6 protein-coding genes are annotated in these 13,684 nt (G+C 61.5%); 2 read left to right on the top strand and 4 right to left on the bottom strand.

Translation table 11 applies throughout. The features are described from left to right. Position 1: 1 nt before the first annotated feature. Positions 2-2,074, bottom strand: coding sequence for an anti-phage ZorAB system protein ZorA (gene zorA, locus JHL21_RS00385; protein WP_200211215.1), 2,073 nt, complete (start codon positions 2,072-2,074; stop codon positions 2-4). Positions 2,075-2,313: 239 nt separating this feature from the next. Between zorA and JHL21_RS00380 the strand changes: the two genes are divergently transcribed. Continuing rightward, positions 2,314-3,555 (top strand): DNA repair exonuclease, encoded by a 1,242-nt coding sequence (locus JHL21_RS00380; protein ID WP_200211214.1) that lies wholly within the window; start codon positions 2,314-2,316, stop codon positions 3,553-3,555. Next, entirely contained in the window at positions 3,556-7,032 is a 3,477-nt protein-coding gene (locus tag JHL21_RS00375; RefSeq protein ID WP_200211213.1) for a YhaN family protein, read from the top strand. Positions 7,033-7,047: 15 nt separating this feature from the next. On the opposite strand, the gene JHL21_RS00370 is transcribed toward JHL21_RS00375, so the two are convergent. From JHL21_RS00370 to JHL21_RS00360, 3 genes are read right to left on the bottom strand one after another with little or no spacing between them, the layout of a single operon-like run. Continuing rightward, the gene (locus JHL21_RS00370) at positions 7,048-9,300 is read right to left on the bottom strand and encodes a DEAD/DEAH box helicase (protein ID WP_200211211.1); all 2,253 of its coding nucleotides are present in this window, start codon (positions 9,298-9,300) and stop codon (positions 7,048-7,050) included. Next, complete coding sequence (locus tag JHL21_RS00365) at positions 9,275-10,585, bottom strand: ATP-binding protein (RefSeq protein ID WP_200211209.1); 1,311 nt, start codon at positions 10,583-10,585, stop codon at positions 9,275-9,277. Before JHL21_RS00365 ends, JHL21_RS00370 begins: the two co-directional genes overlap by 26 nt. A 5-nt stretch (positions 10,586-10,590) precedes the next feature. Further along, positions 10,591-13,656, bottom strand: a complete 3,066-nt coding sequence (locus JHL21_RS00360; protein ID WP_200211208.1) for a TerB N-terminal domain-containing protein — start codon at positions 13,654-13,656, stop codon at positions 10,591-10,593. Positions 13,657-13,684 lie beyond the last annotated feature (28 nt).

Below are 13,684 nucleotides of genomic sequence, written 5' to 3'. Positions count from 1 at the left end.
CTTATTCCGCTGCCAGACGAGGCAGCGTCTTGGCGAGATCAGCGACACTTTCTGCGATAGAATCCGCGTTCTGCTCCAAATCCTGGAGCAGCGGCTTGAAGCTGTTCATCACTGTGGCTAGGTCGGAATTCATCTCGGTGGCGTAGCGCTTGATGGTCTGCAACTGGCCGTCCGAGGCCTGGCCAAGCTGCTCCACTGCTCGGCCGAGCGATACATCGACCCGGTCGAAATGGGTCTTGTAGCTCTCCCATATCTCTCGCAGGTCGCTCAACTGCCCGGTCAGTGACGCTGCCAGGGCGGTCGTTGCGGCGTTTCCGGTTTCAAGACTACCGGCGGCGCGCTCGATCGACACGCCCATCTGTTCTGATGCCTTGGCGATACGATCCCCGGTCTGTAGCAGTGGGCCGCTTGCGGTCCTCACATCGCTAGCAGTCTGGGTGAACGAGCCGGCAACCTGCCTGGTTTGTTCGGTCGCCGCTTCGATAGCAGTCGCCTGCTGCGCCAGCGCCGTTTCGCCAGAACGCATGGCAACCGCGAAGCGTTCGATCTCGGCCGCAACGCGCCCGAGCGCCTCGCCAAGCCCCGCTTCGAGGGCCTTTGCCGCTTCGCTCGATGCCGAGGCAATACCATCTACCGCGGCTTGCTGGGCTGCGGCCACCTTGCTCGCGGTGTTGTCCAGATTGGCGGCATTGCTTGTGCCAAACGCCGCAAGGCCTGCCATCAATGTACCGACTTGTCCCTCCAGTCGCTCCATGACGCGACCCATGGCGTCTTCGACCTTGGCAGAGGCTCCAGATGCTGCCGAGCCCAGATCGCTGTCGAGCTTGGTGTTGGCGCGGTCAAAAGTCTCTCGCAGAGCGTTGGCCGCTTCGCTCATCCGGCTGGCGAATTCCTCGCCTGTGCCGTGCAATCCCTTCTGTGTCGTTTCAAGCGTCGTGTGCATTTTCGCCAGCGTTTCGCCTAGCTGCTTGAGTTCCGTTCCGGCGCTGCCCTGCACCGTGGTGGAGAACCTCTCAATCATATCGCCGACACCAGTCTGGCTCTGGCTCGACATCGCCTTCATGGCGTCGTCTATGCTTTGTGTCATTGGCGCAATGGCGCTCTCAAGCGCACCAGCGACCTGTGGCGCAAATTGCTCACCCATGCGCGAGAAAAACCGGTCGCTGTTGATTTCCTTGAGTTGGGCGCTCTGCTCCTTGGCCGTCTCATTCATCTCGGCGGCAATCGACTGGGGAGCAGTGTAACGGAGCTGTGCTTCCACCCGCTCGCAGAACCGCGCAAAGCTCGCTTCGATGCCGATGACGATCACCTTGAACAATAGGGCAAGAATAATGGATACGCCGAGCCCGGCGATCGATGTGGCAAACTTGAAAGACGCGACGCCCAGAAGGTCGGTCATCGCCGTCATCATTGCCGGCGTATCATTGCTGATAAGCGATGCCGTTGTTGCCTCACTGGCTTTGTGCAGCGCCAGAACGATGCCCGTGAAGGTAAGCAACAGGCCGATACCGACGAAATAGCCGGGGATGCTGCTGATCATCTTGAGGCCCATCAGGCGCTCGCGAACCAGCCCGTAGTTGATAAAGCTGTGCGGGCGAACAGTATTTCCAATGACGCCCCCCTTCTCTACTTCGCCCTTGAGCAGCGTTTCATCGAATTCCCGCCAAGCGTGCCCGATAATCGGGTGGCGCCGTAGCTTCGGGTAAACCGTAGTTTCGTACGCTTGAGCGAAGCCAAGCCGGTCGTCCTCATTGGGTCGAAATGACCGTCCGATACGCCAAAGGGAAAAACGGATCGCAATCGCGTACAGGGCTATAAACGCCAGCAGCAACCCGGCACCGAAGGCCCCGAGCAACCCGGCAAGCGAGAAGGCGAAGTCCTGTTGGCTGAGGTTGGCTATGCTGTCGGCGGCAAATTCGCGCCCTTGAATGACCGGTCCAAGCACCGCACCGACCCTCTCTCGGATCATGCCAATGTCGAGCTGCGTCAGCATGTCGACCATATATACGGTACCTGCTATGATCGCCCAAAAGGCAATTGTCCGCAGCAAGCCGTTCCAAATAAATTTGCCCACCCGTGCCCCCGCCGGTAGAAATACCGTGAAATATCGCGATGTTTTTTGTTTATGTCCCTGAGCGGGTAATGCGATTTGCCCAGATGCTATCCGGTCGATTGCAGTTATGGAAGCCCGTGGATAGGCGACATGGAACCTTTCTCGTTTAATTGGATCCGACTAAGATAAGCCTTCTGAATTTTCCCTGGGTTTCTTGCTTTTACCCACTTCCGAATCCCAAAAATGAAGGCGTTTTGTTTTTGACCTCATTCCGGTTTTTGCACGCTGCAGACCTGCATCTGGGCGCGCCATTCAAAGGATTGGCGTTGAAGGATGTTGAGGTTGCGGCTCGATTTGCCCAGGCGACACGGCAGGCGTTTTCGGGGCTGGTGCAACGCGCCATAGCCGAGGCGGTGGATTTCGTCGTCATAGCCGGCGACATTTACGACGGTGACTGGAAGGACAATGCCATCGGCCTTTTCTTCAACCGCGAAATGGCCCGGCTCGCCCAGGCGAATATCCCGGTCTATCTGCTCAAGGGCAATCACGACGCCGAAAGTGTCGTCACGAAATCCATCACGCTGCCCGATAGCGTTTTTTCCTTCGACACGCGCCGCCCCGCCAGTTTCCGCATCGAGGCACTCGCTCTCGCCCTGCATGGACAGGGTTTCGCAGACCGCTCGGCGACCGAAAACCTGGCGCTTGCCTATCCGCCCCCCGTCGCCGGCTGGTTCAACATTGGTGTGCTGCATACTTCGCTAACCGGCCGCCCGCCGCACGCCAATTACGCCCCCTGCTCGCTCGATGATCTACGCAGCCGCGGCTATGATTATTGGGCGCTCGGGCATGTACATGAGCACGAGGTGGTGAGCACCGAGCCTATGGTGGTGTTTCCGGGCAATCTGCAGGGCCGCAGCATTCGTGAAACCGGTCCGCGTGGCGCTGTGCTGGTGACCGTCGAAGACAGCCGGGTCGCCAGTGTCGAGCGGATACTGGTCGATGAGGCGCGCTGGGCAGTGCTTGAGATCGATATCGCCGCGGCGCAGAGCCTTGCCGATATTCTGCGCCTGCTGACCAACGCGCTGGCTACGACGGTTGATTCCGCCGAAGGCAAATTGCTCGCCATTCGCGTGCGCCTTACGGGATCGACACCGCTGCGCGCCTGGATGTTGGCGCAGCGCGCCATGCTGGTCGACGAAATCCAGGCAGCCTGCCATCGCCTGCATCCCGATATCTGGCTCGAAAAGCTAGACCTGGCGGTGACTGCACCACGCGTCACAGCCCCCGCTCCTTCATTGGCAGGGCTGGATATGGAGGGGCTGTTGGCTGCCCTCGCGGTGGATCCGGCTATGCTGGAACAGGCCAGGGCAATCATCGGCGAAATTGCTGCAAAGCTGCCCGCAGGATTGGGGGCGGGCGAGCAACCACTGGGCGATGACCCTGCCCTGCTGTTGGCCGAGGCTCGTGACTTGCTGATCCAAAGCATAGGGGACAGCGCATAGATGCGGATCGAGCGTCTCAATCTGCTGCGATATGGCGCGCTCGACGCGCGCGAGCTGGCGTTTCGTCCCGGCGCCAGGCTGCACCTGGTCTATGGAGCCAACGAGGCGGGAAAGAGCTCTGCACTTGCCGCCATTGCTGATCTGCTGTTCGGCTTTGGCAGGTCCAAGCCGGCCGGCTTTCTTCGCGATCCGGTGACTTGGCGGGTAGGCGCTACGCTGCGGGACAGCGCTGGCACCGAAGTGTCGTTCCGCCGCCGCCGTGGCAGCAAGAATACCCTGCTGAGTGATGACGAGCAGGAGCAGGCTTTGCGCGATGACCTATTGCAGCCTTTTGTCGGTGCTCTGTCGCGCGACGTGTTCCAGCGTGCCTTCGGCCTCGATTCGGCCCGTCTGCGGGCCGGTGCCCACGAGATGCTGCGCAGTGAAGGTGAACTGGGCAGCCTGCTCTTCGCGGCCGCGTCGGGCTTGACCGGGCTGTCGGCGCTGCGCGCTCGCCTCAATAGCAGTGCCGACGCCATCTTTGCAAAGCGCGCCGCCAAGGATCGCACCTTCTACCAGGTGCTGGAGCGGCATGAAGAGGCGCGTCGGCTGGAGCGCGACACCGAGTTGAAATCGGGGGAATGGAAAGAGCTGCTGACGGCCATTGCCGATGCCGAAACCGGCCTGCAGGCCATCCGAGACAATCGGGTGCAGACCCGCCGCCAGGTGAACCAGTTGCAGCGCCTGCGGCAACTGCAACCGATCAAGGCCGAGATAGACGCCGACCTGGCCCATCAGGCTACCTTCAGCGACTTGGACGCGCTGCCCGCCAATTTTGCTACTGTCCTGCAGCAGCGCCTGGCGAGGCACCAGCAGGCCTTGGCGCGGCATGCCCTGATCGAACAGACAGTTGCCCGGACGACAGCCGAACTGGCCGCGATCACTGTCGAAGAGCCGTTGCTGGCCCACGCAGAGACTATCTTGACGCTGTTTGCCCAGTCCGGCGATTTCGTCAGCAAGCGCTCCGACCTGCCGCGTGTCGACGCCGAACTGTCGGAATATCGCGGGCAGATCGCACAGCTAACACGACGCCTTGGCCTATCCGATGACGAAACGATGCAGCGCCGACAGCCCTCCGATGCTGCGCTCCAATTGGTCGCCGATCTGGCCAGTGCCGGCCGGCAACTGGCCAGCCAGCGTGCCAACCTGCTGCAGCGCGCCAGCGATGAAGCAACCGCGGCAGCGGCTCTCGAGACCGAACGCCCTGCCGCGTTCCTGGCCGATCCCAAGCCGCTGCGCGACCGCCTGGCGGCTCTGGCTCCGGAAATCAGGGCATTGGAGCGTCGCGACGAGCTGACCCTGCGCGCGGCGACAACTGCCCGCTCGCAACGCGAGGCAGCGCTTCGACTGCAACCGCCAGTGTCGGACCTCGACCAGTTGGCCATTGTTGCGATGCCCACCGCCGAGACGCTGGCGCGACATCAACAGGCTCTCACCGCGGCCAGTGAGGCGGAGCGCCTGGCTGCCGAAAAGCAGCGCCTGGCCGCAGCCGAGATTGAGCGGCTCGCAGGGCAACTAGCGCAGGCAGATCCCGACCGGGATTTGCCTTCTGCCGAATCCATCGCAGCAGTGCGGCAGTACCGCGACGAACTGTTTGTTCGCCTGCGCGATGCACTGCTGCACAGCAGCGCGCAACTGCCGGCAGAAGAGGCCGGTTTGGCCACGTCCAATTATGAACGGCAGGTGCGTCTGGCCGACCAGAGAGCCGATGCGGCGTTTGCCGACGTCGAACGGGTGTCGCGTCTCGCGGACCTGAAATTGCGGTTTTCCGAGCGCCAGCTCGAAACTCGCCAGTTGGCGGACGAGCTTGGTCGCCTTTCGGTGGAACGTGCCGCCGCTGAGGCGGACTACCGGGCCATCTTCGTGCCTGTCGGCGTCACTCCTGCGTCGCCCCGCGAGATGAGCGTGTGGCTGGCAGCCGTCGGCGACTTGCTCGCACGGCGCCACGACTTGCTGCTGCTCGAGCATGAGCTTGCGGAGCAAGATCGTCGTGATGCCGAGCTGGCGCCGGTGTTGCAGTCTCTGGCAACCGCAAGCGGGCTCGGTGCCGACATCAGAATGCCAACTGCCAGTCAGGTTAGAGCGATCGAGGCGCGGCTTGCCCAACTTTCGGAGGCGTGGACCGAGAGGCGCTCGCTCGATGGTCGGCGGCAGGACAGCGTCCGTCGCCGCGAGGCGCTCAAGCAACAACTGGGCGACTTGCAGGTCCAGGAAACAGATTGGCAGCGGCAGTTCGCTGAAGCGCTGCCGGGAATTGGCCTTGAGCCCACAGTCTCCGTGCAACAAGCCGAGGTCGCAATCGCCGGCTGGGGACAGTTGCCGCCACTGCTGCATGAGCAGAACAATCGCGAGCGCCGGGTGCTCGGCATGCAGCGCGATATCGCACTCTTTGAAACCGAGACCGGCCAACTCACGCGGGCCGTCGCAGCGGATCTCATTGGCCTGCCGGCCGAAGTCGTTATTGCGCGGTTGCGCGAGCGGGCCGAAACAGCAAGGTCAGCGCACCAGCAGCGCCGCGAAATTGCGCTCAAGCTGGCCGAGGCGACGGATTTTCTAGCCGAGGCCGCCGCCGATCTTGCAAGCGCTCGGACGGCATTAGAAGAAGGCTGCGCCAGTCTGCCCGCCGGAACCGATCTGCCGCAGGTCATCACGCGCCTGCAAGACCGCGCCACCATTGTCGAGCGTTTGTCCGCCAGTCATCAACGCTTCGCAGCGTTCGCCGAAGGCCATGACAGCAGCGAAATCGACGCCGAACTTGCCAATTTTGAACGAGTCCAAGCCTCGATCGACATCGACTTGCTGGAACAGCAGGATCTTGCCCTGATCGAGGACTTGAACGCCCTTTCAGCGCTGCAAAGCGACCACCGGAGGCGGCGGGAGGCGCTGGAGCACCGCCTTGGCGCAGAACTGGCGGCGTTTCAGAAACACGCTGCCGAAACCGAGATCGTCGCAGTGTCGCGCCAATGGGTGGTGCTGACGCTCGCCTCGACACTGTTGGCAGCCGCTATGGATCGCCAACGCGCCACCCATGCTGACCCCCTGATGGCCGCGGCCGGCACCATCTTTGCGAGCCTGACTCACAACGCCTTCACCGGACTGGCACAGGATTTCGACGAAACGGACCAACCCCGGCTCAGGGCAATACGCGCCAGTGGTGAGCGTCTGGCCCTGGAGGCGCTGAGCGAAGGCACCAGCGACCAGCTCTACCTGGCGCTCCGGCTGGCCTTTCTGGAAGACTATGCCACCCGCAACGAGCCGGCCCCGTTTATCGGCGACGACCTGTTCCAGACCTTCGACGACGATCGCACTGCCTCAGGATTGCGTGCCCTGGCCGCCATCTCGCCCCGTCTGCAGCCCATCATGTTCACCCACCATCAAAGCGTCGTCGACATCGCCAGAAGCGAACTCGGTTCGGACCTCGACCTGATCAGGCTATAGGCTGAAGAGCCCAGTTCAGCCGGTCACAGCGGCTGGCGTGAAGCAGCGTTGGGCGATGTAAGGCAGGGATGGGACATCCAGCCGTTCGGCGATGGTGACCTGGTTGAGCAGCTCCAGGCTCAGGAAGCTGTCGAACTTGGCCATCTCCGGCTTGGCCACGAGTGCTGCCAGCTCCTCGGCAGTATGGAACGGCGCCACGATCAATGCCCGCAACGCGGCGTCGACTGCCTCAGGCGCGCAGTTTTCGATTTCGAGATGGTGGTGACCTGCCGCGACGACGAACTTCTGGGCCAAGAACGCGACGCTTAGGGTGCCCAGACGCTTGCTACCAGCCCAGGGATAGACGTAAACATCCCGCCCGACCTGAATCAGGCCCCGCCGATCGAGGCCAAGTTCGAGAAAGGCCGCGCGGGCGTCCTCAAGCATGAGCCGTGCAGTGCCGTTGAGATAGACGGGGACGTTCGTCCCAGACAGCAGCAGACGCATTTGCTCCACCACAAGGTCATGGATAGCGCCGCCATTGCCGCCAAACGTCGGCAGCAGCGCGGCCTTAGTTGGCTGCACGAGAATGACGCGCGCCTTGTCATCTACCGTCATGACCCGCCAACGCCGCCCGGCAAAAATGATGGTCTGGCCCTCGGCCACCACATGGTCCATCGGCAGAGCCCCCAGATTGTGCGCGCCGTGCAGCACCCGGTAGTCCACCGGGGTCTCGAACACCGCATAGAACTCATGGCCTGCAGAGAGCGCCTCGCCGCCTGCGGCAAGCATCAGATTGCCATCACTCGACATTTCGATGAGCTGATGCTCCGACGACGCCATCGACCGCAGCAGCAGCGCGTACATGTCGCGGCTGACCGTCTGGAACGGGCCAGCCTCGCAGAGCACGCGGTAAGCGACGCCGGGACGCAGCGAGCCCGATTGCAGCAGCAACGCCAGCGTCTGGTGTACCAGCGTCGACAGGTGGAGGCCCGCGCTGTCGGGCGGTTCGCACAGCCCTTTGAGCATGGCCTCGACCATGGCAATGCCCTGAACCAGATCCAGCCGCAACCGCTCGGTTGGATGAACACCGGCGTGAAGGCCTGGCTCGACGACGAACATTCGGAACACGGCGGGCGTGCCGGCCCGACGGCCGGAGCGACCGAGACGCTGGCGCAGCGAGGAGACCGAGAACCCGGGCCCTATCTGGGCGACCGTCTCGACGTCACCGACATCGATGCCGAGCTCAAGGGTCGTCGTGGCAACAGCGGTCGTCGGGCGAGGATCATCCCGCAAGCGCAGTTCGACGTCTTCCCGTTCGCCCTTGGAGAGATTGCCGTGGTGGGCGAAGAACTCATTTGGCAGTCCATTGGCCTCGCATTTCTCGCGAAGCGCGTCGGTATAGGCCTCCACTTTTTGCCGCGAGCCGGCAAACATCAGGTTGGTATGGCCGCGCAGGTAGGCGAACAGGTCATCCGCAATGGCGTCATGCACGATTGATGGCCTGGCCGACGGTGCTGCCTCCCCGTCCTCAGGGGGTGGCGCCAGTTGTTTCGCATAACCGCGGACCTGGAGTTTGAGGCCATTGCCAGCGTCTGAGCCCTCGACGAGCGAAACATTCTGACCTCGCCCCGGCCTTAGGAAATCGGCGGCCATGCCCATATCGCCGAGCGTAGCCGACAGCCCGATCCGGTCGATCCGGTCGCGACGGCAGGCGATCTCAATGCGGGTCAAAATCGATTGCAACTGCATGCCACGCTCACGTCCGACAAAAGCGTGGAGCTCATCGATGACGACCGCGGACAGATTTGAGAACAGGCCTTCGACCTCCCGCCCGCGCCTGACCAAAGTGGCCTCAAGGGATTCCGGAGTGATTAGAATAACCCCGGACGGCCGGGTTCTGGCCCTTTGCTTAGCGTCCGAAGAGACGTCGCCATGCCATTTGTGCAGCGGAAGGCCACACTCCTCTAGCAGGCCTTCCAGCCTTCGGTGCTGATCGTTGATCAGTGCCTTGAGCGGCGCCACATAGAGAATATCAAAGCCGGTTGGCCGATCGTCTCCCCTCGCGAGGACGCGCGTTATCAGGGGCAGAAACGCCGCCTCGGTCTTCCCTGCGGCGGTGCGAGCGGAGACGATGACATCGCCGCCTTCGAGGATTTTCGGGATGGCCTGCGTCTGGACATCGCGGAGTTGAGCCCATTTCTGGGTCCATATCCATTTGCGAACCGGCTCTGCCAGGCTGTCGAATGCGGTTGTCGAGGGGTTAGAAGCGAAGGGTTGCGAGGTCATCGTCCGACCGGTCATCCTCGGGCAGCGCGCGATCGTCCTCGCCGCCCGTGTCGAGCTTGAGATCGAGCAGGCCAAGACGCTCCTGCCAGCTCAGGCCAGGGTTTTGTTCGAGGATCGACAGCAGATCGACAAACGCCTTCACTGTGTTGCGTGGCGTCTGGAAATAGGCCTCGCCGATCTTTGTGTGACAGTAGTCGAGGAAGGCATGCAGCGCCTCGTCGGGAACCAGATAGGCAGAACTATCACCGGCGGCGAAAACGTCGCGCAATCTCTCAAGCAGATGCAGCAGCTCTTCCACCGACAGGCTCTGAAGCCGAATGACCGGCCCGGTGAGATCGATCAACTCGCCCGTGGCGAAACTGTTTGAGGCGAGGCGCGTCTGCAGCGCCTCGTAGGAATAGATACCGCGCCGCGTATCGAGCAGGAAATCCGGCGTGCCGCCAAACAGGATGCCGAGACCCTCGGTGGTGCCCTGCAGGGCGTCATTGAAAATACGCAGGATTTGTTCGTAGTTCTGCTTGCGCGCCTGGGCATTCTGCAGCTTGTAGAGGTTGACCATCTCGTCGAGGCTGACCAGCAATCCGGAAAAGCCTGCGATCCGTACGAACTTGGCCATCAGGCGCAATGCGTCGTAAAACGAGGCGTCATCGATGATAGTCCGCACCCCAAGATCGACACGAGCCTCTGTTTTGGTTGTGTATTCTGCCCGCAACCAGCGCAACGCAGCATCCTGCAACGCCTCGTTGCTCTCTTCGTAGCCCCTAGCATAGGCCGCCACCACGGCGGCAAAGTCATATCCCGCGACCATTTCCCGCAATCCGGCAAGGCGTGCAGATATTGCTGTCTCAATGGGCTTTCCAGGGAATAATTCGGTGGTCTGGGCGATGAACGTCTCAAGAATAGCGCGCAGGGCACCGCCATCGGGAGAGGAGCGCGTCGAAAGGCTTCGGGCAAGCTCGGCATAGAGCGTTCTAGCCTGCCCGCCGGTGGCGTGGATGCGCCTGTCGGGACCCAGGTCGGCCTGCATCACCACAAACTTTCGCTGCAGAGCAATCTGGCGTACCAAAAACAAGAAGAAGGTCTTGCCCGCGCCATAAGACCCGATGATGAACCGGACAGACGCACCGCCGTTCGCCACGCGATCAATGTCGCGAACGATGGCCTCGATCTCGCCCTGACGACCGACCTGGATATGCTGCAATCCCAGCCGTGGCACCACCCCTGCCCGAAGCGCTTGGATGATGGTATCGCGATCGCGGGGTCTGATGGTTGGTTTGGACGTCATAACATTCATGCGCTTTCAAGAACTACGGTACTATTGACCATGACAGGATCATTGCCTTCAAGCACCAATTCTTCATAGTTTTCGAGCGACCATTCATTCAGTTTCGTCTGAACGCTGCCGGGCAACAAGCCTGCCTGGCGTGTTAGTTGCTCGAAATCGGATTTGGTCCACTGCGGTCTCGACAGCAAAGTCTCCAGCAGGCTGCGGTGACGAACATCGAGGGCACCATCCGAAGCCGATATCTCAGCCGCCACCAGTTCAGCCGGCCCGGCATCGTCCATAAAAATGTCGTTGAGGATCCGCGATGTTCCGAGTGTTTCGGCGCGAATAGCCGCAAGCCGCGCGACATCGATACCTGATGTGGCGCCGGGGCTCCGCGGGATCGCGGTTCCCTGTTCGACCCCGGCCGCAACCACAAGCACAGGGTCGTCGTCGCTGCGCCGTGTTGAATCATGCAGGCCGTCATAGATGGTCTGCTTGTCTAGGCCGAGCAACTTGGAAACCGCCTCAAGTGCTGCGACCTCCTCGCCGGCCAACCGTCCGTCGGCATTTGCGACCGGAAACAGGTTGGCCATGATGGCCTGCCGGAAAGTGGGCGATGCATCGCGAAGCCATTGCCTCATATCGACCAGCGCCGGAGTATTGGCCTCCAGCCAACGTGCATTGCCGACAAGTCGCCGCCGCTCGTTGCCATTGAGCCCAGGGCTTTCCAAGATGACCTTGGCCAGCAGTTTACGTTCTGCCTCGCTGACCTCGCCATCGGCCTTGGCGACGACGACGCCGAGCGCCAGGGAAATATAGGCCAACTGGTACTGCACGCTTGCGGTATTTGGCATGGGCTCCTCGTCGGACCAGCGAAACACGCCGACATTTTCCCAGTTCGAAATGATCTTCGGCGTAAAAGCTGGGTCAGGAACTATGCCGAAATTCCAGGTCCGGACGCATTGCGCGATTTCCTTGAGCTTTGTTTTGGCACTGCCGTCCACGTCGTGGCCCGTCAACCCAGCCAGATCGGTCCACTTGACCATTTGATGACTGCTTGCAAGAGCGGAAAGTCGCTCCAACGGATCGCCTGGCAATGTGATGGCCTCTTCCAGCGCTAAAGCAGGAGGCAGTTTGGCGAGGCTCGCTAGCGTTTTGGCGCTCTCCCCGGTCCGCCCGATCTGACGGGAATAGCCATCAAGTTCGTCGCTGATTTCATCGATCAGTCGCCGCGCGATGACCAGCGGCGCAGGCAGGGCAGCCAGGTCTGGCAGGGCGTGGCTGCCAGTGATCAACGGAACATCGAATGTGTTGCTGGCACTGCGATAGCGCAGGTCCAGAACTGGCGTGCGTTTAGGCAAAGTCACCCGGAGACCCTCGGGAAATTCAGCCGCCATACGTTCCGCGAAACGCTTGCGGACCATGTGGAAAAGCCGCCGCGTCGGCGTCCTGAGGCGTGTTTCAGGATGGTTTACCACCAGCGAGAGCAGCAGATCGGCGTTGATCGGCTGACCACCAGACGCGCGTCGTCCGAGCTCGATCAGGACGGCAGGCGGAACTCCACCATCGACAATCTCTACGTCGCGCAAACTTTGGTTGTCGCTGCCGCTCAGCATCCCAGAGGCCGCCAGCAGGTTGGCCGCGTAACGATGGAACGAGTGGTTCGCCCCGTAGATTGCGAGCAGCCGTTCGACTTCTGCAATGATTGCGTCACGCTCGTCGGTCGCCCCTTCGAGCATCAGCCGCCGTTCGAGGCCATAGAAATAGAGAAACACATATCCGATCTGTGTCGCTGGATCGGCCCGATCAGACGCCAGCCAATCAAGATAGGCCTTGCGCGAGGATGGCGCCAAAGTCTCATAGGACGGCCAGTAATCCAGATATTGCCCGGCAGTGTCAGCCCGTAGCGCAACTTGCAGCGACGGGACAATGAGGCAATTGTCCCGGTGCGGCCAGCCCCGCTGGGTCGGCAGCTTTTCGCCAACATAGACCAGACCTCGCGTCAGGTGATGTTTGCCAATCGCGACGGCGTCCTGTGCCCGGACCCAAGTCGATTGCTCTCGTTTAGGCGAAGGGTCGGTCAGCGGCGGACGGAAGCGAGCGCCAGTATAAGGCGGTTCGACGCTGACTTCCACTTCCCTTGTAACAGCGGCAATTTGCATGATCCTTTGCGGCAAATTGAGCACTGCTGCGGCGCTGCCCTGCCGCCGGGCATCTTCTGCTCGCTGGCGAATGACCTCATGCACCGCATCATTATGCGCATCGGCGCGAGCCCGTCCCGTCGCGACCGACGGGGTCGGAGCTTGCGGATGGTCCGCGCTCGGATTGTCCTGGATTGCCGGGACTGCACCGCCCTCAAGACCCCTTTGAACGGCGCGCTGCAGAATGGACATTCCGTCGTCTGCGGCGAGTTGAGCGTTCTGTGATTTCTCGACCGCAAGCTCTCCCCGCGGGGTATGGGCAACAAGCGGGACCGCCCTCGCTGTCGAGTGCGTTGTTTCGGCACGAACCGAGTTTGCGAAGTTCCTTCGCTCCTTCCGCCTCAGATAGCCATACAGACAGAGTGCCGGCAGAGCGATGCAGCCAATCAACGTCAAAAGCCCTGGCGCAGCAGGTGGCTCTTTGACCGGTGTTGATGAACTGGCCACTTGCGCCAAGGGCTTGATCAAGTCATCGGCAGATTGCGTAGGCTGCGTCGCGGTGACGACAGGCTGGAGATCGACCGCGACCGGCGGCCGCTTTTCGGTATTAGGTTCGACCGGAGCCTGGGTTGGTCGCCTCGAAACGACAGGTTTGTCCGGGATATCAAATTCCGGAACACCTGCTGGTGTCAGCTCTGAAATTACCGGCTGCGCAAAATGTGCAAGCGTCTCGGCGTCGGGCAGGCCGGTCTTAGGCAGATCACCTTTAGTTTGATAATCCAGCATAGCGGCTGTGGACCGCGGTCCCCACAGCCCATCGACGGTGCCAATGTTGTAGCCAAGTCGCACGAGTTCCTGCTGTGCGATGGTGGCTGGCGTCGACTGAGCATAAGAGGGATTCGCCCAAAGCAGCGCCAAAAGAAGAAAGGCGATCCATGTTAGTCTCACGGTGAACCGGCCCCCGCTTTGCTCCCTG

Origin of the sequence: Devosia sp. WQ 349K1 (assembly GCF_016595685.1) — a bacterium.
In the GTDB taxonomy this organism is placed as follows: Bacteria; Pseudomonadota; Alphaproteobacteria; order Rhizobiales; family Devosiaceae; genus Devosia.
This window is presented reverse-complemented; position numbering and strand designations above follow the sequence as displayed.

What these genes read in the sequence shown, in the direction of transcription:
- JHL21_RS00375 (WP_200211213.1), top strand. Translation starts at nt 3,556, where the DNA reads ATGCGGATCGAGCGTCTCAATCTGCTGCGATATGGCGCGCTCGACGCG.
- JHL21_RS00370 (WP_200211211.1), bottom strand. Translation starts at nt 9,300, where the DNA reads ATGACCTCGCAACCCTTCGCTTCTAACCCCTCGACAACCGCATTCGAC.
- JHL21_RS00365 (WP_200211209.1), bottom strand. Translation starts at nt 10,585, where the DNA reads ATGACGTCCAAACCAACCATCAGACCCCGCGATCGCGATACCATCATC.